We start from the raw sequence: 21,074 nt of genomic DNA, 5'->3' as shown, positions 1-21,074 counted from the left end.
ATAACGCGCTTCCTTTTTTAAGAGGTCGTTACTATGAATCATACAGCGAGCACAACGATAGAACCTTCGGAGCAAAGCCTTTTTTCTCGTCTGAATTTGAAAGCGCTTACACCGTATGGATTCCTTCTGCCGTTTCTGATCATTTTTTCTGTATTTGGGATCTTCCCGCTGTTGTTCTCTGTTTATCTGTCGTTCCACGAATGGAACCCAGTACAGGGCATGGATGCAATGGAGTTCGTTGGTTTTGAGAACTATCACATTGCCTTGACTGACCCATGGCTCTGGCGTTCATTAAAGAACACATTGTGGCTAGCAATCACATCGGGTGTTGCTCAGCACTTAGTCGCTATTCCAGTGGCTTACATGTTGGTTTCAATGGGTGACCGTATGCGTCACTGGCTAACATCGGCGTACTTTCTACCGTTCATCACATCAACGGTCGCAGCGTCACTGATTTTCTTCAATATGTACTCTCCTAACTCAGGAATCATCAACCAAACGCTAATGGCATTGGCTGATAGCACACTGTTTGGTTGGGCATTCGCTTGGGTAAATGATTTTCAACCAATCCGCTGGTTAGATGATGCCACTATGGTGAAGCCGTCTATCGCGATCATGGTTTTCTGGAAATACACCGGTTTTAACATCGTCCTTTACACCACAGGTTTAATGACGATTCCTAAAGACATTTTAGAAGCTGCACGTATGGATGGTGCGAATGCCTTCCGCCGCTTCTGGAACATCTCACTACCAATGATTCGTCCATTCATCTTCTTTGCAATCACCATGACCATCATCGGTAACCTGCAAATGTTTGAAGAACCGTTCGTTCTAACGCGTGGTACAGGTGGTACGGGTCAATCTGGTTTAACTATCTCTATGTACCTCTACAAAGTGGGTTGGGAATGGTTAGAAATGGGCACAGCGTCAGCAATTTCATGGCTTCTGTTTGCACTGATCGCGTCTTGTACTTTGGTTCAATTTTTATTCTTCGGTAAGAAAGGCTTAGGGGAACATTAAGATGTCGACATCAATTAAGACAAATACCTCACCATTAAGTGGCCTAATGCCAAGCGAACGCACCATGTACATCATGACTAAGATCTTGATGGTCATGCTCGGCATATTACTGATTGTTTCCGCAATCATTACGGTGTTCCCATTTGTGTGGTCAGCACTGCTTTCAACACGTGACCGTTCGGAGATCTTCGGCTCGGGCATCAGCTTTGCGATTGGCGACAGCCTAATGGTGAACTACGCAAAACTGCTGGAAATCATGCCGTTTTGGAAAGCGATGTTTAACTCGATTTACGTGGCTTTCTTGGGCACAACCATCTCTCTGCTGTTTTGTAGTATGGGTGGTTACGCGTTTGCTGTGTTTAAGTTCCGCGGAAAGAACGTGTTGTTCGGCATGCTGGTTGGCTCAATGGCGATTCCGCCTGTGCTTAGCCTGATCCCTTACTTCATGACCGTGAAATTCTTAGGCTTGCTGGATAACCACATGGCGGTATGGCTACCGTTCACAACCACGCCATTTGGCATCTTCTTGATGCGTCAGCACGTGATTGCATCGATTCCTAAAGAGCTATTAGAAGCAGCGAAATTGGATGGCGCAGGTGAGTTCAGAACGTACTGGAGTGTGGTACTGCCACTGATGAAACCAGCACTAGCAACACTCGCTATCGTGCAGTTCGTCTTCTTCTGGAACATGTTTATGCAGCCTCTTGTGGTGCTGAACAACCCTGACAATTACGTCATCACACAAGCACTACGAAGTGTTCAAGGTATTCCGAATACGCCATGGGGCGCGGTAATGCTAGGTACCACAATTTCTATTTTACCACTTGTGATTACATACCTGTTCGCATCGAAACAGATGATCAGTGGTTTAACGTCCGGCGCAGTTAAAGGTTAGGTTTAAGGGTTATAACAATGAATAAATTTCAACTTCCAAGTGATTCAAAGTTACGCAGTAAGGAATTTGTATTCGGTGTCGCGACATCTTCATACCAAATTGAAGGCGGCGTTGAAGAGGGCGGTCGTACACCGTCTATCTGGGACACGTTTTGTAAGAAGCCGGGTAAGGTAGATAACGGCGACAATGGTGACGTGGCGTGTGATCACTACCATCTGTGGCAACAAGACATCGAGATGATTCAAGGCTTAGGCGTTGACGCTTACCGCCTATCAATTGCATGGCCACGTATCCTGCCGCAAGACGGTGTGGTGAATCAGCAAGGTTTAGAGTTTTATGAGCAGATCATCGATGAGTGTCATGCTCGTGGGATGAAGGTTTACGTAACGCTTTATCACTGGGATCTGCCGCAATACCTTGAAGACAAAGGTGGTTGGCTGAACCGTGAAACGTCTTACAAGTTTGCAGAATACGCAGAAGTGGTGAGTAACTACTTTGGTGACAAGATTGATGTTTACACAACATTGAACGAACCGTTTGTGTCTGCGTTCTTGGGCTACCGTTGGGGCGAGCATGCGCCAGGCATCAAGGGTGAGAAAGAGGGCTACCTAGCGTCTCACCACTTAATGCTGGCACACGGTTTGGCAATGCCGATTCTTCGTAAGAACGCGCCTCATGCTAAGCATGGTGTGGTATTTAACGCGACTCCGGCTTACCCACTGACATCGCAAGATCAAGGCGCTGCAGACTACTGTGAAGCAGAGAACTACCACTGGTTCATCGACCCTGTACTGAAAGGTGAATACCCACAGCTAGTTGTCGAGCGCCAAGCGATGAACATGCCGATGATTCTAGAAGGCGATCTAGACATCATCAGTGCACCAGTTGATTACATCGGTATCAATTACTACACACGCAATGTCGCTCGCTTCAACGAGAACGGCGACATTGAATCAGTAAAACAGACTGACGCTGAACACACTTACATCGGCTGGGAGATCAACCCACAAGGTTTAACCGACTTATTGGTAAGACTGGATGCTCGTTACGAAAATATGCCGCCTATCTACATTACAGAGAATGGTGCAGCAGGTAACGACGAGCGTGTTAACGGACAAGTGATGGATGACCAACGTGTTCGTTACTTCCAAGGCCACATCGAAGCGGTGCACAACGCAGTTGAAGCGGGTGTGAAAGTCGATGGCTACTTTGCGTGGAGTCTGATGGATAACTTTGAGTGGGCATTCGGCTACTGCCAACGCTTTGGCATCGTCCATGTTGATTACACCACCCAAGAAAGAACACTGAAACAGAGCGCAATTGCGTACCGAAACATGCTTCAAGAGCGCGCTGAGGAGAACAGATAATGGCTAAAGTAGAATTTAAGAACATCAAAAAATCATTCGGCGATGTTGAAGTTGTAAAAGAGTTTGATTTTACGGTTGAAGACGGCGAGTTCGTGGTTTTCCTTGGCCCATCTGGCTGTGGTAAATCGACCACACTTCGAATGCTTGCAGGCCTAGAGAGCATCAGCTCAGGCGACATCGTGGTTGGTGGCAAAGTGATGAACAAGGTCGATGCTAAAGATCGTGACTTGGCTATGGTATTCCAAAGCTATGCACTGTACCCACACATGACGGTCTACGAGAACATTGCCTTTGCATTAAAACTGAAGGGCATGCCGAAAGCGGAAATCGACGTAGAAGTTTTAAAAGCGGCGAAAATGCTAGAGCTTGATCCACTACTTAGTCGTAAGCCGAAAGAGCTTTCTGGTGGTCAGCGTCAGCGTGTAGCAATGGGCCGTGCGATGGTTCGTACGCCGAAAGTGTTCTTGTTTGATGAGCCGTTATCTAACCTAGATGCAAAACTGCGTGGTGTGATGCGTGAAGAAATAAAGCACCTACACCGTGAGCTTAAAACCACCACCATCTACGTTACACACGATCAGATCGAAGCGATGACGCTAGCAGACCGCATCGTAATTCTGAAAGACGGTTATGTTGCTCAAGTGGGCACACCAACTGAGGTGTTCCAACGCCCTGCAAACAAGTTTGTCGCGCAGTTCATTGGTAATCCATCAATGAACATGTTGGAAGCGAAGCTGATTGAAAAAGAAGGTGAATACTTCGTTGAACTTGGTGATGTTCATATCCCACTTCCGGAGCGTTTTAAGTCTCTGGCGTCTAAAAACCTAGCGCTTCACTTTGGTGTTCGTCCAACAGACATCCACCTACGTGCTGAGCAAGTTGACCACGACCGTGTGCTGCCATTCCCTGTGAAAATCAAAGACAAGGAACTGCTGGGTGCGAGCATTCTTCTGAAAACAGAAATCGGCGGCCAACCGCTGATGGTTGAGACCCAAGCTGCTGAAGTGGATGTGAAAGAACTGACACTTTACTTAGATTTGGATGCTTTCCACCTGTTTGACGCACTGAGCGAGAACTCGCTAGCGAGCTAGTCAATTACGAGCTAGCCGGTCTACTTAAGTCAGCCAACGAGCTGATACCAACCTACTTACGACAAATTGTTTTGGCTCCTCCTGATTTGGGAGGGGCTAGGGATAGTGATGATGAAATTCGGATATTTTGACGATAAAAACAAAGAATACGTAGCAACCACGCCGTGCACACCAATCAAATGGTGTAACTATGTTGGCACATTAGATTTCGGTGGCATTGTTGATAGCAACGGTGGCGTGTTGTTGTGTAAGGGCGATCCGGCACTGAACCGTATCACCAAGTACATTGCACAACTGCCAAACTCAGACTTCAAAGGCTCGACCCTATACCTCAAGGTGCGTGACGAAGCGGGTAACGTAGAGGTGTTCTCACCTTTCTATACACCGACTCTGAAGCCGCTTGATAAGTTTGAAAACCACACTGGCTTGTCTTACACCACCATCATTGCAGAAGCGTTTGGTGTGCGTTGTGAAGCGACATTCTTCGTGCCAAAAGCTGACCAAGTGCTGTTACAAGACATCAAAGTCACCAACATTTCAGATAAAGCCCTGCACGTTGATGTGGTTCCTGTGTATGAGTTCACACACTTTGATGCGCTTAAGCAGCTACTTAATGCTGATTGGGTTCCACAAACCATGACGCTGAAAGCGCACCAGCAAGAGTCGGGTCATACTGTGCTTGAGCAGTATGCCTTCATGAAGCGCGACTACGCGGTAAATCTGATGACAACGGATCGCCCTGCGACGTCGTTTGATGGTGATCGCCAATCATTCCTTGGTCAATTTGGTTACGGCACATGGGCTGCCCCGCAAGCGTTAGAAAACGATGAGCTTGGCAATACTGAGTGTTTGCGTGGTGACAACATTGGCGCGCTTAACCTGCGTTTGGGTTGGTTATCTCCAGAGCAGACAGAACGTACGGTCGTACAAATCGCGCAAGAACAGAGCCTAGAAGCAGCATTGCCTCTGCTGGCTAAATATCGTGACCATCAAGTGGTCGATTCTGCTTTCGCTGAACTGGCTGAACATTGGGGTGGTTACCTACAAGCAGTTCAGGTTGAAACGCCAGATCCTGCAATGAACTCAATGCTTAATGTACATAACCCACGTCAGTGTCACACCACTAAAAACTGGTCTCGTTACCTGTCTCTGTACCAGCTTGGCTATGGCGCACGTGGCATTGGTTTCCGTGATTCTTCGCAAGATACGTTGGGCGTGATTACTCATATGCCAGAAGAGGCGCGTGAGTTCATTGAGCGCTTACTATCAGTGCAAAACATCAATGGTTCTGCGATGCACCAGTTCTTCCCATCAACCATGGAAGCGAACGCGGGTGACTCACGTGAAGAGGAAGATCGTCCGGATTACTACGGCGACGATCATCTGTGGATTATCTACGCAGTCACTCAATATGTGAAAGAGACAGGCAATGCTGTTTTCTTGAACAAAGTGATCCCGTTCTATCAAAAAGACAAAGCGGGTAATCCTGTGGAAACAGGCACCGTTTGGGATCACTTGTGTCGCGCGATCGAATTTACGTACACCAATACGGGTGACCACGGCCTACCGTTATTAGGTTTTGCTGACTGGAATGACACGGTGAACCTGCCAACGGGTGCTGAGTCGATGATGGTAGCTAACATGTATGGTAAAGCCCTGCTTGATATGTTGGATCTCTGTGAGTTGCGCGGTGAAGAACAGTTGACTGCTCAGTTCAAAGAGCAATATCAACAGATGCAGAGCACAGTGAATGAGTGCGGTTGGGATGGCGAATGGTTCGTGCGTTACTTTGATGAGCAAGGCCTGCCGATTGGTTCTCACAAGAACGAGCAAGGGCAGATCTACACTAATGGTCAAAGTTGGCCTGTGATTTCTGGTTTCGCAACACAAGAGCGTGCCACTCAGGCGCTAGATTCGGTTTACAACAAGCTGAACACGACCAATGGTATCAAGCTTTCAACTCCAGGCTACAACGGCTTTGATCCACAACTTGGTGGCGTTTCGACATATCCACCGGGTGCGAAGGAGAACGGCGGTATCTTCCTTCACTCAAACCCATGGGTGATGATCGCAGAAGCGAAAATGGGTAATGGTGAGCGTGCTTATGAGTACTACCGTCAAATTAACCCAGCTTCTAAGAACGACGATATTGATACCTTTGAATCTGAACCTTACTGCTACCCACAAAACATCTTGGGTGACGAACATAAACAGTTCGGCCTAGGTCGTAATGCATGGCTGTCTGGTACTTCATCTTGGACATACGTGGCAGGTACGCAGTGGATTCTAGGTGTTCGACCTGAAATTGATGGCTTGCTGGTGGACCCTTGTATTCCGGCTGAGTGGCCTGAGTTTAAGGTCCGTCGTCAGTTCCGTGGTGCGACGTATCATATTCATGTCACAAACCCGAATAACGTATGTAAGGGCGTGGTTGAGATGAAGGTCAATGGTGACCTGATTTCAGGCAACAAAGCACCGGTATTTACATCGGGTGAGCACACCATCGAGGTGATTTTAGGTTAACAAAGAGAAGGGCGCTTTATGCGCCCTTTATTGCTTCTTTAGTTTGCTTCTTTCGTTGCAGTTGTTTCGTTAGCAATGCGTTCTCTGGGGGCTGATTTCGCATACAGCAGTTGCTTTAGTTTGCTTTCTTTATGTTGGCTGATAGGTGGCTTGGCATTGCCAAGTAAAGGTTTGAGATTGGTTCGGGCTAAGTGTCAATAAGCCAATCTGGTTATTGAAGGCATCAGCGGGGCAAGTCATTGGTTCTATTGCAATACTTTGCTCGCTAGTTGGCGTGTACAGCTGAACGAATGGGTAGCTTTCATCTTGTTGGTAGCGAATAGCGGCAGACGAATCTGAGCGCGTAAACGCAAGTTGGTTGGTTGTCTTGGAATCAAATTCAAAGCAGTGATTTAAGCTTTGATTGGTGAGCGAGTCGTCCAAAGACAAACGGTCAAAAGCGTGCTTTTCACCATTGGGTAGGTCGTTTTCGTGTATGACCTCAGAGCAAGGCGACATAGCGAGTCCACATTGTGCTAGCTCAGTACCGAGTGAAAAATAAGGGTGCCAAGCATCACCGAATGGGAAGGCTGAATCACCCAGATTAGAGACGGTCGTTGAGGAAGTGAGCTTACCCGTGGTATCGATAGTGAAGGTGACTTCAAGGTTGAACGCAAACGGGAAAGCAGGATGCAAAGACGACGTATGATATTGCAACGTCACACTGGCGGATTCTTCAGTGGCTACGCTGTTTGTAATTGAAAAAGGTTGGTTGTAGAGCAGGCCGTGTACGGCGTGATCAGACCAAGGAAAGTTAGCTGGGAGTTGATGGTTTTGGTTATCGAAACTGTAACGACCTAAGTTTAAACGGTTTGGAAAAGGGAATAATTTAGCACTGCGGGAAAAGAACGGATGTTGGTTGATCAGTTCATCATAATTCTGATAACCACAAATAAAAGAGAATGGACTGTTATTTACGATATATTTATTAATAACAGCACCAAATCCATTGATTATTTGAAGTTCTATACCATGTTGGTGGTTTATTAATGTGACAGAGTCAATATTTCCAAATTTTTCATTTATAATTTTAAACATGTTGATGTCTCCATTTTTAAAAGATATTAACAAGAAGAAAAAAATATTCAATGGCGGTTTTAAAATGAATAATAAAATTCCATATACGAGCTACTCAGGAAATTCAGAGCACTTGTGTAAAAAAGGTGATGCAGTTGAATTTATTCAACCTTGGTACACGCCAATTTCGACCACGCCAGAAAATACCGGTATGGCAGTCGGCGGAATTGGTAACACATTTACACTCACACCAAACGGCAACACGCCGAACTTCAGCTTTATTCCGGGAATATTTGTCGATTGTTCAGAGCAAGTTGTTAATTTTAATGATTTTTATGCGTCAGTGATGAATGTGCCAACCATCGACACGCTGCAAGTTCTTAATGAACAAGAGCTAGGTGTTCACCTGAACTTCTATCCTGCTTTGTTCGATGGTAAGAAGATTGACAATACAGACATGTCGAATGCGATTAACCACATTCGTTCGGCATTAAAAAATGGTGGCTTCTACCAAGAGAATAAAGCTAACTTTACAAAATGGAACATTGAGTTTTCAAATAAGACTCTATTATTGATTGACTCAGATTCATCTTCAATTATTTGTCAATTATATGTAGCCTTAGATTTCTTTAATGGTTTATTAATAAATGATACAGTTAAATTATTATCACTTACTGCTGGTGATAATAATGATATGGATAGTCTCAATGGCAGTGATATAGATAGTGTCAACGGTAAGGATATCGAATATCAAGCTTTGTATCCATTAGCTGAATATAAATATAACAGTTTTGATGACATTAAAATAAAACGTAAAGTGGTTTCTCCAATCGTTAAAAACGACAAACGCCTGTGCTCTTTACCGATGCACTGGAATCACTTCGAATTAACCAATCATTCTGCGAAAACACGCGTGATTACGCTTGCTCAGCCGCTACAAAACTTGATTGGCTCAACTTATCGCAAAGGTCGCGATGGGATTCAAGATTCGGCGTGTACCTTATCTCAAAACCCGATTGCTCAGCAGCATAAAGCGGTGAAGGTCAATGATGAAAGCCACAGTTTTACTGGTGTTCAGCTCACTAGTCAGTCCCCTTATCAAAGTGATATTGAGGGTGAGGTGGTGTTTGGTGTTCAAGCCGAAAACCGTTTGACTAAATCTGGCAAGGTATCGGTGTCTGTTAAGCCAACGCTTTATACTTCGAAAGTGACCCAGCAAACCGAGTTCGCACTGAAAACAGGCCGTACTAATACAGAATTCCAAACTGGGATCTACACTGGGCGCGAAGCATTGAGTGCATTGGTCGTGGTTCAGGTTGAGTTGGAGCCGGGCGAATCCGTTGACCTGCGTTTCGCACAGGTGATGGCACACAGTAAAGTTATGCTCAATGGCTGGCACTCAGACAAGGCTTACACGCAATTCTACCCACAAGCAAAGCCTGCCTTACCGATGTTACAAGATGTTTTGCCAAAGCTTGAGGTGATTGAGCAGAAGATTATTGAGCAACAGACCGCTTTCCTAGAGCAAGCTCAAAGCAAAATATCACAGCCTGAATCAGCGCTACGCTATGCGACGATGGCGATGAACTCACTGTCGTTTTTAGCCGAATCTACGGTATGGGATAAAGAAGACAAGTTCCTAGTGAAAGAGTGTGTTGATTACCCATTCTTTAACTCTCTGGATGTGTATTTTTACGGCTCATTTTCACTGCTTTACTTGCTGCCGGAGCTTGATGGCTGCGTAATGAAAGAGTTCTCAAAAGCGATTTTGGCTGAAGACTTTACTCAGCGCCGCTACTGGGAATATGAAGCAACACCGAATGCTGAATTGATCGATGAGAAGTACCAAGGCGTGCGTGCTATTCGAGGTGCGGTTATTCATGACTTGGGTAGCCCGTTCGACATCCAGCCTGACGCGTACAGCTGGCACAACGTGAAAGAGTGGAAGGACTTAGCACCGAAATACATTCTGATGGTGTACCGTCACTATCAAAACACGCAAGATATTTCTGTAGTTAAAGAGTGCTGGCAGGCTGTGACTGAGAGCATCGATTTCTTATCGAACTTGGTCGCTGAGGGCGATGATTTACCGCTAACCCGAGGTACAGACGACACCTTCGATAACCTTGCGTCTCACGGTATCTCTATTTACTGCGCGAGCCTTTGGGTTGCAGGCCTGCAAGCCGCGAGTGAACTTGCACAATTGATGGGCGAAAACGATCTGGGTTCGGATTACCTAACACGTTCGAAAAAGGCATTAGCAACAGTTGAGCAAAGCTTGTGGGATGAGAAAGAAGGCTACTACTATTTCTTCGTGACGCCAGTTCAAGCCAAGCATCTAACGGGCGAAGGCTACCAAAACCTGGAAACCTTAGGCCTGACTTTGACGGGTGATACGATTGCTGACAAGAATACGCTCAATGCCTATCTCAATGAGACCGATACCTCCATCAACATCAGCAAGGTATCTCAAAGAGTCTCTAAGAAACGCTTACTGAGTGAGACCGCGCCTCAAGCCTTTACTCAAGAATATCTAGAACTAGTACCAGATTCAGACAACAGCTTTGGTGATGCACTGCTTGCAGACAGCTATCTCAAGCTGATTGGTTTGGAGGGCATTTTCCCGCAAGAGCGTATTCAACGCGCATTGGACTATGTTTATAAACATAACTTTGAGATCAACAGCCCTAAGCTGGGTGTGGCGAATATGACATTGGCAGATGGTTCACCACATGAGGCTTTTCAGGCACAAGATGTGTGGATTGGTGTGCAATTTAGTGTCGCAACAGCGTTGAGTTTAGCGGGCAAATCGCAGCAAGCAGAAACATTGATGGACACCGTGTATACCGCACTCTATGACTATTCAAAAATTCCATTTGCCGCGCCAGAAGGGTTCAATTGCTCAGTCTCATTTGATGAGAAAGATCTTTCAGAGTCTTTTAAATTGTCACAAAATGATGCGAAAAAGTGGCTTACTGCACTTAAATTGCAAAAGTGTGTGCTGTCTGACGGTCGAGTTAGTCCTGACCTGACTAAAGACAGTGATAAATTTGTTAGTATGTTGCAAGGCGAAATTTCAGCGGAACAAGCCATGATTCTTCACAAATGGCTACTGAGCACCGGGTTGAAATACACCGCAGGTCGTTATTTCAGACCGGGGATGATCTTCGCCTACATGTATTAACTTAATGATACGAGTTTCAACGAAAGCTGTGGTATGCAGGTTGAAATAGGTGGGGAGCTTTCGGGCTCCCCAAATGTCACTGGATTAGGGTATCGAGATGCGCACTAAAACTAAAAAAACAACCGTATACGATGTAGCGAAACTGGCTGGTGTTTCCCCAAGCACGGTTTCTCGTTTTCTTAATCGAACCACTTATGTGTCGGATGATAAAAGCCAGAACATCGAGCAAGCAATCAAAGACACGGGCTACAAACCCAATTTTCAAATGCAAGAGAACATCAATCGCCGTTCACTCACGATAGGTGTATTGGTGCAACATCCTGATAGCCCTTATACCAGTCGTATCCTCAACGACATGGAGAAAACCCTGATAGCTCAAGGCTATTCGTTAGTCATAGCAACCGGGCATTGGCAAAAAAAGCTCGAGATACACGCTTTAGAGTATCTGGCTAATAGTAATGTCGATGGCATGATCATCGTGACAGGCAGCATTACCAAAGAAGACATCGCGAAGTATGCGCAAGACATTCCGGTGGTTGCGGTGGGCTATGACATGGTTGCAGATAATGTTCGCTCAATTAACATTGACAATGTGTTGGGTGGTTACATGGCAACTCTCCACTTGCTCCAACAGGGGCATGTGAATATTGCTCATATTAAAGGGCTTTCAAGCCAGCCAGACGCAGGTAATCGGTTTGAAGGCTATAAGAAAGCGCTTCAAGAAGCGGGCATTAAGGTGATGCCAAAGCTCGTCAAGCAAGGGGATTTCAGTAGTGAAACTGGCTATGAGAAAACCGTGGAATTAATTGAATCTAAGATTCATTTTTCTGGCCTGTTTGCCGCCAATGATCAAACGGCTTACGGCGCGATTAAGGCGCTCCATGATCACGGCTACAAAGTGCCAGAAGATGTGTCAGTGATTGGGTTTGATGACTTGCCAACGTCTAAGTATTTCACACCTGCGTTAACAACATTAAGGCAGCCAATTGAAGAGATTGGAGAGGTGTGTGCTCAGTCGATTTTGAACTTACTTTCAGGTGAGAGGCATGAAGCACGACTACCACCGATAGATTTAATCGTCAGAGAGTCGACCAAGTCTCTGTATCGTTAGTTGTGAAATGATTGAATCATAGGGAGTTACAGTCAAAGACACATTATTTCCCTTCAGAAACGAAAAATGTCGCATCCATGCGACATTTCTCTTTTGGCGGCCAAACCAGTTTTGCTATATCCATTCTAGATTTCAATCCATTAGGAGATTATTCAGAATGTAATTATAAGACGCTGTTAATGTTGATTAGTTCCCTTTATGCGGCATTTTTTTTCGATTTATCTTCTAAGTCGAATGACGCAGCGATTAATTTCTTGGTGTAGTTGTTTTTCGGCGCATTGAAAATCTCTTCTGCAGACCCTTCTTCCATTACTTCGCCCTTCTGCATCACCAGTACGCGATCCGACAGTGCTTTCACTACCGAGAGATCGTGGCTGATGAACAGGAAGCCGATATTGTGCTTGGCTTGAATGTCTTTCAGCAGGTCAATCACGGTCAGTTGTACTGAGCGATCGAGTGCTGAAGTCGGTTCATCCAGCAAAATGAAAGAGGGCTCTAGAATCAGTGCGCGAGCAATCGCGATACGTTGTCTTTGCCCGCCAGAGAACTCATGTGGATAACGGTTTATTGAATTCGGCTCTAAGCGAACTTCAATCAATGCTTTGCGCGCTCTTTCTAAACGTTCTTGCTTGGATAGATGAGGTTGATGCACCGTTAAGCCTTCGGTGATGATTTCCCCAACTGTCATGCGTGGTGATAAAGAACCATAAGGATCTTGGAACACCATTTGGACATCTTTCTTGAGCTTGTGACGCTCTTTATCATTTAATAAGCTAACGTCTTGGCCTTTGTAAACAATACGTCCGGTACTCGGCAGCAAGCCGATTAATGCACGTCCAAGGGTTGATTTACCTGAACCAGATTCACCAACAATGCCTAGCGTTTCGCCTTGCTTAAGATTCAACGAAATGCCTTTTACGGCTTCGAAGTACTGGCTTTTACTCTTGATAAAGTGTGATTTCACCAAGAACTGAACTCGGATGTCGTCAGCACACAATAGTTCTGGGGCTGTCGCCTCAACAGGAACCTTAGCGCCTTTCGGAATCGAGTTAATGAGCATTCTTGTGTAATCATGTTTAGGACTATCGAACAAAGATTGAGTCATCCCTTCTTCTACGAGCTCACCTTTACACATCACTAGCACGCGGTCTGCAAAGTGTTTCACCACACCTAAGTCATGGGTGATGAACAAAATTGCCATTCCCATCTTGCCTTGGATCTCTTTGATAAGAGCAAGCACTTCCGCTTGTACGGTCACATCCAATGCGGTGGTGGGTTCGTCGGCAATCAAAATATCGGGCTCGTTGATTAAAGCCATCGCAATCATGATGCGCTGCAACTGACCGCCTGAAAACTCATGCGGATACTTGTTGTAAGCCTGTTCTGGCATTGGTAAATGCACAAGATTGAAGAGCTCTAGCACACGCTGTTTTGCTTTTGATTTCGATACATTGCGGTGGCACATAATGGCTTCAGCCACTTGTGTGCCCACGCGCAGGTATGGGTTGAGAGAGGTCATCGGTTCCTGAAAGATCATGCCGATTCTGTCGCCACGAATCGACTGCATTTCTCGTTCAGTCTTGCCAAGTATTGATTGCCCCTCAAATTCTATTTCAGATTGAGCATCAATGATGGCGTTATCAGGAAGCAAACGCATAAGCGCGTTGGAAGAGACGGATTTACCTGAACCTGATTCACCAACAATGGCCAAGGTTTCGCTTGAGTTAAGGGTAAAGTTAACCTTTTTGACCGCATCAATGATTCCATCATTGGTTGTGAAGCTAACGGAGAGGTTATTGACTTTAAGTATGGCCCGGTCCGACATGATATATCCTTATCAATTTAAGACATTAGGTGAAGATTGAACTTCTGACGTTGTTTTAAGTTGCCCAAAATGGTGATGAGCACGTTGAATTTGTTCTAGTTCGAGCATCCAATGCGAACTGCGCTGAGCGCTGCAAAAAGCGATCAGGTGATTGAGCAAATCTTCGCTCTGCTTTTCCAATAACCCAAAGGTACGTTGAATCAGCTCAGTGTTCTCCAGAGAGATAAATTGCATCAGAGCGTAAGATTGATTCAAGGTATCGAAGGCTTGTTGGTGCTGACCTAATCGGTTGAGTATCTCTGATTGAGCGACACTTGCGTCTCTCAACCCAGCAAGCAGGCAGGCAAATTGGCAAGGTTTAATATCGCTTTGGTATGCTGCATCTTGGATGTGATGAGGAAGTGAGGTTAGAACATCACCATACAGGCGCTGTGCTTCAGGCCAGTGACCTTGTTCCATTAACTGTTCAGCTTTTAGGTAGTGCATCCAGCATCGTTCAATTTCCATATCCACATCCTCAATTTATAATATCCGAAAATGTTAATGATATTTATTATCAATTGCAAATTAAAATCATTCACATGTTAAGTTGGTGAATTAAATAACAAGCTATTCCTAAAAATGGCTTAAATTGTGTGTTATTTGTTCAGTTGAACAGCTGTGTAGCGTAAGTCACTAAATTTGTAGGAAATTACATCTACACTGATTTTATCTACCCCCAAGTAATGAAGGACTAAGGAGGCGGCGATGGCGATGCAAAGACTCAATACAGAACAGCTGTATCAGGTGGCGGATTTAGACAAGCTACCATGTAAGTCGACCAAAGAACTGGCTCCAATTGACGAAATCGTCGGGCAGGAACGGGCACAAAAAGCCGTTGAGTTCGCGATGTCAATCAAGGAAAAGGGTTACAACATTTATGCGATAGGGCGAAATGGTCTGGGTAAACGCACCATGATCTTGCGCTATCTGAACCGTCACCCTCAAGAAGTGCAGGAGCTTTTTGATTGGTGTTATATCGCGAACTTTGAAGATATTCGTACACCTAAGGTACTGAAATTGCCGCGTGGCGTTGGCAGCAGCTTAAAGCAAGATATTGAAAAATTGATGCGTAAACTGCTGAAAGGTATGCCTCTAGCGTTTGATAACGAGATGTACTTTAGCCGTGCTGACAGGCTTAAAAATCAACTGGCAGCTAAGCAACAAGCCGCGTTAGAAAGCATTAGCCAAGAAGCGAAAGACAAGGGCATTAACCTGACGATCACCACCCAGGGTGATTACCAATTTGTGGCAATGAATGGTGATGATCTTCATACCGAAGAGAGCTTCGATCTGCTTTCGCCGGAAGAACAAGATCAATTTGATAAAACCATTGATGGATTGGAAGTCGGCCTACGAACCATCTCTCGTGAACTGACGGAACTTGAAGAGACGTACACTGAGAAAATTCAAAAGCTGAATGATGATACGGCGCGAGATGTGATCACGCACTTCATCAAGCAATTGAAGAAGGATTACAGCCAATATCCAGACATCAAAAAGTACCTAACGGCACTGCGTAAAGACATTGTCGACAACGCTGACATCTTCTTAGAAGAGAGCACGGAGCAAGCAGAAGTTGCAACGGCCTCTTTGGATAAGAAAATGCCGCGTCGCTACAAGGTTAATGTGATTGTGAGCCAAAAGGAGGAGACTCTGCCGATCGTGGTGGAAGAGAATCCAAATTATCACTCTCTGTTTGGCTATGTAGAAACGGCAACGTTCAAGGGCACCGTATTTACTGACTTCTCATTGATTCGCGCAGGTAGCTTACACAGAGCCAACGGTGGCGTATTACTGATGGATGCAGTAAAGGTACTTGAGCAACCGTACGTTTGGGAAGGCTTGAAACGAGCACTGCGTTCACGTCAATTGAGCTTCACTTCATTAGAAAAAGAGGTGACCTTAACGGGGGCGGTATCGCTTGATCCAGAGCCGATTCCATTGGACGTTAAGATCATCCTGTTTGGCGATTACCGAACGTACCAACTGCTGCAACACTACGATGCAGAGTTTGGTGAACTATTCCGTGTGACGGCCGATTTTGAAGATGAGATGAAGCGTACTCCCGATTCTGAAATGCATTACGCGCGCTTTATTTCGAGCATCGTGCACGACAACAACATGCTGCATTGTGACCGCAAAGCGATCGCTCGCATCATTGAGCACAGCTCTCGTCAGGCGGGTGACCAAGGTAAATTGTCTCTGCACTCGGCACACATTGCTAATCTGCTTCGTGAATCAAATTACGTGGCGAGAGGCTCAAAATCGAACCTGATTCGTGCGACACACGTCGACCAAGCGTTATCTAACCAACAGATGCGTGTCGGACGACTGCAAGACAGTGTGATGGAAACCTTCACTAACGGCACCACGCTAATCCATGTTGATGGTCAAGCGGTTGGGCAAGTGAATGCGCTGTCTGTACTCAGCACGACGGATCATATGTTTGGTGCGCCGAACCGAATCACGGCAACCACCGCTTACGGTGATGGTGAAGTGATTGATATAGAAAGAAACGTAGACCTAGGTGGCAGTATTCACTCGAAAGGGGTGATGATCTTGTCGGCTTACCTTTCTTCCGTATTTGGCAAGACAGCCAAAGTCCCGCTCACCACTAACATCACCTTCGAACAATCGTATGGTGGCGTCGATGGTGACAGTGCGAGTATGGCTGAGTTCTGTGCGGTGGTGTCAGCGTTTTCTAAGCAGCCAAACCGTCAAGACATCGCGATTACAGGCTCGATGAACCAGTTTGGTGAGTCTCAGCCTATTGGTGGTGTGAACGAGAAAATTGAAGGTTTCTTTGATGTGTGTGAAATCAAAGGGCGTTCAAACGAACAAGGGGTGATCATCCCGCGTTCAAATGTTCACAACCTGATGCTGCGTAGCGATATCGTGAAAGCGGTTGAAAAGGGCGAGTTTAATATCTGGGCGATTGACCATGTAACAGAGGCGATTGAGCTGTTCACAGGCAAAGCCGCTGGTGAAGCAAGTGATGAGGGTAGCTATCCAATTGATACTATCTTTGGTATCGCCCAAGCTAAACTGAACGCACTGCGCAAATAGTTTGAATATCTAGATAGCTAAACAAATAAACAAACAGCCAAAACGCAAAAGCCATCGATTCTAGAGTCGATGGCTTTTTTGTTGGTTGAGGTTTAGTTTGCCAGTGAGCTATTTGTATTTGGTCAGCTTATGGTATTCGGTAAAAGTCGCGTGTTAAAAGGCGTTACCCATTTCGCAAGCAGAGCTTGGTGCCATCGAACTTCAGTTTTGCCAATAAGTGTTTGGCGTTAGCTCTGCCAATATCATCAAATTCGACACCGTATCGAGCGTAGTGCGTCGATTTCTGTAAATTACAGACGATGCCTCGCAATGGCGGAATCAGTGGGCCATTGTAGTTCTCAGGGGTTATCTCAATAGACACGCGATCGGCAATCTGAATCGCACGAGAGGTTGGTGAGGTAACGAAACGACAACCACTTTTCGATAAGTCTCTTATCTCACAGTTTGCTCGCTGGTCGTTGAAGATGATTCTTGAAGCCAGATTCACTTCATAGCGTGTTTCTTTACGTAGCTGTGTCACTTGCATCGTGCTTGGTGTAGACAGCACTAGAATAGGGAAGGGTTCACCAATCTTATGGTGAATTTGGCTTCTAAAGTGGATAAGCGCGCCTTCACCTCGTAGAGAATACGCACGAGCGGTCATCCAAAAACCTTCTTGAAAGAAAAAGTTCAGATCTTCATTGGATACCTCGGGAACCTCAACCACAATACAGTTATCACTGTGCGTTCCGATAAACTTGGTGGTGGCGAGAAACTTCGTGCCAACGGGAGTCGAGACATTTAATGTCAGCTCACTGCCGTGCTCAATCATGGCCAGTGCATCAGTGCTATTGATAGTGGAAACGGTGCGATTACGAGGGTCTTGAAGTGCCTGATTATGCTCCAAAGGCTTCTTCAGGGGTGCGTTCATTATATGTTCTCCATGCGCCAACATGCGTCTGTTAGTTATATTGGTAACTTGCTAATAAGGGGTTATTACGTGCTAGATTTAGTGGACGTACTCACATAGATTTATAGAGTGCCTTTTATCATTGCTGATTTTATATTAAGCCGCTTGCACTGAATTATTTGCTGTGTTTGTAAGTACTTAGTTTTATTTATATGCACTTGCGCTAGTCTATTACAAGGAACTCATACTTCAAACTTTTATTGTTTGTCGTATCAATTATTTGCAGGAGTTGAGAATGCAGGCAGTAAAATGGGATCAAGAAGTGAACCAGATCACGGTAGAGTTAGAACCCAACCAGTTCGCGGTCGTTAAGTATCAAAAGGACGGAGATGTACTACATATCACGTCGACACGCATTCCTGATGAACTGCAAGGCAAGGGCTTTGGGAAGGTGATGATGGAGTCGGTATTGCCTGAAATTGAACAAGCGGGCTTCAAAATTGTGCCGGTTTGTAGCTATGTGGTTCACTACATGAATAGGCAGCCACAGTGGTCACATCTTCTATCCGAAAAAGCATAGCAACGAGTTATATGTCTCAATCAATACCGTCAAACAATCTTGCTCAATCACAAGTGAGTACGAGTCCAAACCAACCTGAGCTTTATCAAAAAATTGCGACCTTACTGGGTTGCCATCAAGGGTTTGATATCCAAGTGATTCAACGCCTATGGGGCGGGTATGGCGAGCTAGTTCGCTTAGTCTTTGATAAAGATAATAGCGGCTCGATGAACAACGCCTCAGTAAACAGTGTGATCGTTAAGCATGTCGCACTGCCAGATAAAGCCGAACACCCCAAAGGCTGGAACACCAAATTATCTCATCAGCGAAAGGTGCACTCTTACCAAGTTGAGACGGCTTGGTATCAGTCGTTCACTCAGCAATGGGATGAGCGCTGCCCTGTACCTGTTGGGCTGCAATGTGAACTAGAAGAGAATGAGTGGCTGATAGTGATGCAAGACTTAGCGGATATTGGCTTCCCGTTGATCTCTCAGTTTGATGTGCTTGCTGCTTCTGACTATCAGGCATCTAGTTACACAAGAGAAGAGCAAAAACAACGTAATGCTTGCCTTAAATGGCTTGCTAACTTTCACGCAAAGCATATCAATATCAATCAAGAGCAGTTGTCATCATTGTGGCAAGTCGGTACTTATTGGCATCTAGATACACGCCCTGATGAACTCAATGCCTTGGCTGATTTACCATTGAAGAACCAAGCCAAGCACATCGACCGTTTATTAAAAGAATGTCCATATCAAACCTTAGTCCATGGCGATGCCAAGCTCGCCAATTTTTGTTTTGATTCTGAAAGCGAGCGCGCGGCTGCGGTCGATTTCCAATATGTGGGCCATGGCTGTGCGATGAAAGATGTCGCCTTGTTCATGAGCAGCGCGATTAGGCCACAAGATTGCGCAGAGCTTGAATCAGAAGTACTAGGTGCTTACTTCCAGCACTTGAAAGAAGCATTAGCGCACTATCAACCACAGCTTTCATTTGATGAGGTAGAAGCAGCATGGCGACCAATGTTTTACGTGGCGTGGGCCGATTTCCAACGTTTCGTAAAAGGCTGGAGCCCAGAGCATTGGAAGATTAACCCTTATACTGAGCAGTTGACCTTACGAGTGCTCACTCAATTAGACGAACAGGAGTCCGTCAATGTTCGATAGAACCGCGAGCTGGAAAACGCCGCAAAACTTCTTATTACTGATTTCGATTGTTGTCCCTATCGCGTTTTCGAGCTGGATGGCTCTGCTTAATAACTTCGTGATTGAGAAAGCGAACTTTGATGGCGCCGATATTGGTTTGTTGCAAAGTGTGCGTGAGATCCCAGGCTTCTTAGCGTTTACCGTGGTGTTTGTTTTAGCCTTCATTCGAGAGCAACGCTTTATGTTGATATCGCTGGCGATGCTGACCGTGGGCACGGCGATAACCGGTTTATTCCCTTCACTCACAGGCTTGTTGCTGACTACGGTTTTGATGTCGACGGGTTTTCACTATTTTGAAACGCTGAAGCAGTCTCTGTCACTGCAGTGGTTGAGTAAAGAAGAAGCGCCCGAGATGCTGGGTAAAATGATCTCCGTTGGCGCGTTGGCATCCTTAATCACTTACGGCTCTATCTGGGTGATGCTAGAACAGCTGAAGCTCGACTTTGCTTGGGTGTACGGCATTACTGGCGGCATTGGTTTTATTCTGGTTTTGGTGATGACCTTTGGCTTCCCTGAGTTTCAGACCAAAACGCCACAGAATAAGAAGTTGGTGCTGCGAAAGCGTTACTGGCTCTACTACGCGCTAACGTTTATGAGCGGTGCGAGAAGACAAATCTTCACTGTGTTTGCAGGCTTCTTGATGGTAGAGAAGTTTGGTTACTCGGCTGCCGACGTCACATTGTTGTTCTTGGTTAATTACCTATTTAACTTCTTGTTTGCGAAGCGCATTGGTCGATTTATCGGTGTGGTTGGCGAGCGTAAAGCGTTGATCTTCGAGTATGTTGGCTTGATTGGTGTGTTTGTCGGTTATGGTTTGGTGCAAAGCGCGGAATGGGCGGCGGCACTTTACGTGATCGATCACCTGTTCTTTGCATTGGCGCTGGCGATCAAAACTTACTTCCAGAAAATCGCAGACCCGGCAGACATGGCATCAACTGCTGGTGTCTCTTTCACCATCAATCATATTGCAGCGGTCGTTATTCCAGTGGTGTTTGGTGTGATTTGGTTGTCTTCTCCTGCAACGGTTTTCTATATTGGTGCTGCGATGGCGGCGGTTTCTTTGGCGTTGTCTTTAAACATTCCTAAGACACCTGAAGAAGGTAATGAAGTGCGAATGTTTAGCTGGCGTTAATGTTGGTCTCGATATTATGAAATAAGCAAAAAGCTCCAATAGTGATATTGGAGCTTTTTGTTGTGCGCCGAGCATGGCGTTGATCTAGGAGGTGAAAGTCCTCTACGGG

Annotated in this window: 15 protein-coding genes; 11 read left to right on the top strand and 4 right to left on the bottom strand. The window is 45.6% G+C overall.

The window, feature by feature from the left end; all coding sequences use genetic code 11:
- The first annotated feature begins 33 nt into the window (after positions 1–33).
- The 5 genes from AB6E30_RS19540 to AB6E30_RS19520 all read left to right on the top strand — a co-directional run bounded on the left by AB6E30_RS19540 (position 34) and on the right by AB6E30_RS19520 (position 6,896).
- Positions 34–1,020 (top strand): carbohydrate ABC transporter permease, encoded by a 987-nt coding sequence (locus AB6E30_RS19540; RefSeq protein ID WP_105023945.1) that lies wholly within the window; start codon positions 34–36, stop codon positions 1,018–1,020.
- Positions 1,021–1,066: 46 nt separating this feature from the next.
- A complete protein-coding gene (locus AB6E30_RS19535) occupies positions 1,067–1,915 on the top strand; it encodes a carbohydrate ABC transporter permease (protein ID WP_372104954.1) in 849 nt (282 codons plus the stop codon).
- Positions 1,916–1,932: 17 nt separating this feature from the next.
- On the top strand, positions 1,933–3,282 hold the full coding sequence (locus AB6E30_RS19530) for a GH1 family beta-glucosidase (protein WP_372104950.1): 1,350 nt from the start codon (positions 1,933–1,935) through the stop codon (positions 3,280–3,282).
- Positions 3,282–4,373 carry an ABC transporter ATP-binding protein gene (locus tag AB6E30_RS19525; protein ID WP_372104948.1) on the top strand — a complete coding sequence of 364 codons (1,092 nt, stop codon included), beginning with the start codon at positions 3,282–3,284 and terminating at the stop codon, positions 4,371–4,373. Before AB6E30_RS19530 ends, AB6E30_RS19525 begins: the two co-directional genes overlap by 1 nt.
- 108 nt (positions 4,374–4,481) lie before the next feature.
- On the top strand, positions 4,482–6,896 hold the full coding sequence (locus AB6E30_RS19520; RefSeq protein ID WP_102393054.1) for a GH36-type glycosyl hydrolase domain-containing protein: 2,415 nt from the start codon (positions 4,482–4,484) through the stop codon (positions 6,894–6,896).
- Positions 6,897–7,025: 129 nt separating this feature from the next.
- Here AB6E30_RS19520 and AB6E30_RS19515 read toward each other — a convergent pair whose 3' ends face one another.
- Positions 7,026–7,973, bottom strand: a complete 948-nt coding sequence (locus AB6E30_RS19515; protein WP_372104946.1) for an aldose 1-epimerase — start codon at positions 7,971–7,973, stop codon at positions 7,026–7,028.
- Positions 7,974–8,037: 64 nt separating this feature from the next.
- Here AB6E30_RS19515 and AB6E30_RS19510 point away from each other — a divergent pair, with 64 nt between their 5' ends.
- Together AB6E30_RS19510 and AB6E30_RS19505 are read left to right on the top strand one after the other, a co-directional pair.
- Positions 8,038–11,136 (top strand): GH116 family glycosyl hydrolase, encoded by a 3,099-nt coding sequence (locus tag AB6E30_RS19510; RefSeq protein ID WP_372104944.1) that lies wholly within the window; start codon positions 8,038–8,040, stop codon positions 11,134–11,136.
- A gap of 97 nt (positions 11,137–11,233) precedes the next feature.
- Positions 11,234–12,247 (top strand): LacI family DNA-binding transcriptional regulator, encoded by a 1,014-nt coding sequence (locus AB6E30_RS19505; RefSeq protein ID WP_372104942.1) that lies wholly within the window; start codon positions 11,234–11,236, stop codon positions 12,245–12,247.
- A gap of 196 nt (positions 12,248–12,443) precedes the next feature.
- Here AB6E30_RS19505 and AB6E30_RS19500 read toward each other — a convergent pair whose 3' ends face one another.
- Positions 12,444–14,072, bottom strand: a complete 1,629-nt coding sequence (locus AB6E30_RS19500; RefSeq protein ID WP_372104940.1) for an ABC transporter ATP-binding protein — start codon at positions 14,070–14,072, stop codon at positions 12,444–12,446.
- A 12-nt stretch (positions 14,073–14,084) separates the two neighbouring features.
- Positions 14,085–14,579 carry a hypothetical protein gene (locus AB6E30_RS19495; protein WP_029235272.1) on the bottom strand — a complete coding sequence of 165 codons (495 nt, stop codon included), beginning with the start codon at positions 14,577–14,579 and terminating at the stop codon, positions 14,085–14,087.
- Between the two features lie 240 nt (positions 14,580–14,819).
- Between AB6E30_RS19495 and AB6E30_RS19490 the strand changes: the two genes are divergently transcribed.
- Positions 14,820–17,180, top strand: a complete 2,361-nt coding sequence (locus AB6E30_RS19490) for a Lon protease family protein (RefSeq protein ID WP_017061577.1) — start codon at positions 14,820–14,822, stop codon at positions 17,178–17,180.
- A 163-nt stretch (positions 17,181–17,343) separates the two neighbouring features.
- Here the strand turns inward: AB6E30_RS19490 and AB6E30_RS19485 are convergent, their stop codons facing one another.
- Positions 17,344–18,090 carry a flagellar brake protein gene (locus tag AB6E30_RS19485; RefSeq protein ID WP_017065025.1) on the bottom strand — a complete coding sequence of 249 codons (747 nt, stop codon included), beginning with the start codon at positions 18,088–18,090 and terminating at the stop codon, positions 17,344–17,346.
- A gap of 274 nt (positions 18,091–18,364) precedes the next feature.
- Here AB6E30_RS19485 and AB6E30_RS19480 point away from each other — a divergent pair, with 274 nt between their 5' ends.
- Genes AB6E30_RS19480 through AB6E30_RS19470 form a run of 3 tightly spaced genes read left to right on the top strand, consistent with a single transcriptional unit; the run spans position 18,365 to position 20,965 of the window.
- On the top strand, positions 18,365–18,649 hold the full coding sequence (locus AB6E30_RS19480; RefSeq protein ID WP_102397885.1) for a GNAT family N-acetyltransferase: 285 nt from the start codon (positions 18,365–18,367) through the stop codon (positions 18,647–18,649).
- 11 nt (positions 18,650–18,660) lie between these two features.
- Complete coding sequence (locus tag AB6E30_RS19475) at positions 18,661–19,794, top strand: phosphotransferase (RefSeq protein ID WP_372104938.1); 1,134 nt, start codon at positions 18,661–18,663, stop codon at positions 19,792–19,794.
- On the top strand, positions 19,784–20,965 hold the full coding sequence (locus tag AB6E30_RS19470) for an MFS transporter (protein WP_136974050.1): 1,182 nt from the start codon (positions 19,784–19,786) through the stop codon (positions 20,963–20,965). The genes AB6E30_RS19475 and AB6E30_RS19470 overlap by 11 nt, the downstream gene beginning before the upstream one ends.
- Positions 20,966–21,074: the final 109 nt, after the last annotated feature.

The organism is Vibrio sp. 10N.247.311.12 (assembly GCF_041467515.1).
GTDB lineage: Bacteria > Pseudomonadota > Gammaproteobacteria > Enterobacterales > Vibrionaceae > Vibrio > Vibrio crassostreae_C.
Note: the sequence above shows the minus strand (reverse complement) of the source record. Positions and strands in the feature narration are given on the sequence as shown.

Excerpts from the sequence above, each read along its gene's own strand:
- AB6E30_RS19540 (WP_105023945.1), top strand. The coding sequence starts at position 34 with ATGAATCATACAGCGAGCACAACGATAGAACCTTCGGAGCAAAGCCTT.
- AB6E30_RS19535 (WP_372104954.1), top strand. The coding sequence starts at position 1,067 with ATGCCAAGCGAACGCACCATGTACATCATGACTAAGATCTTGATGGTC.
- AB6E30_RS19530 (WP_372104950.1), top strand. The coding sequence starts at position 1,933 with ATGAATAAATTTCAACTTCCAAGTGATTCAAAGTTACGCAGTAAGGAA.
- AB6E30_RS19525 (WP_372104948.1), top strand. The coding sequence starts at position 3,282 with ATGGCTAAAGTAGAATTTAAGAACATCAAAAAATCATTCGGCGATGTT.
- AB6E30_RS19520 (WP_102393054.1), top strand. The coding sequence starts at position 4,482 with ATGATGAAATTCGGATATTTTGACGATAAAAACAAAGAATACGTAGCA.
- AB6E30_RS19515 (WP_372104946.1), bottom strand. The coding sequence starts at position 7,973 with ATGTTTAAAATTATAAATGAAAAATTTGGAAATATTGACTCTGTCACA.
- AB6E30_RS19510 (WP_372104944.1), top strand. The coding sequence starts at position 8,038 with ATGAATAATAAAATTCCATATACGAGCTACTCAGGAAATTCAGAGCAC.
- AB6E30_RS19505 (WP_372104942.1), top strand. The coding sequence starts at position 11,234 with ATGCGCACTAAAACTAAAAAAACAACCGTATACGATGTAGCGAAACTG.
- AB6E30_RS19500 (WP_372104940.1), bottom strand. The coding sequence starts at position 14,072 with ATGTCGGACCGGGCCATACTTAAAGTCAATAACCTCTCCGTTAGCTTC.
- AB6E30_RS19495 (WP_029235272.1), bottom strand. The coding sequence starts at position 14,579 with ATGGAAATTGAACGATGCTGGATGCACTACCTAAAAGCTGAACAGTTA.
- AB6E30_RS19490 (WP_017061577.1), top strand. The coding sequence starts at position 14,820 with ATGGCGATGCAAAGACTCAATACAGAACAGCTGTATCAGGTGGCGGAT.
- AB6E30_RS19485 (WP_017065025.1), bottom strand. The coding sequence starts at position 18,090 with ATGAACGCACCCCTGAAGAAGCCTTTGGAGCATAATCAGGCACTTCAA.
- AB6E30_RS19480 (WP_102397885.1), top strand. The coding sequence starts at position 18,365 with ATGCAGGCAGTAAAATGGGATCAAGAAGTGAACCAGATCACGGTAGAG.
- AB6E30_RS19475 (WP_372104938.1), top strand. The coding sequence starts at position 18,661 with ATGTCTCAATCAATACCGTCAAACAATCTTGCTCAATCACAAGTGAGT.
- AB6E30_RS19470 (WP_136974050.1), top strand. The coding sequence starts at position 19,784 with ATGTTCGATAGAACCGCGAGCTGGAAAACGCCGCAAAACTTCTTATTA.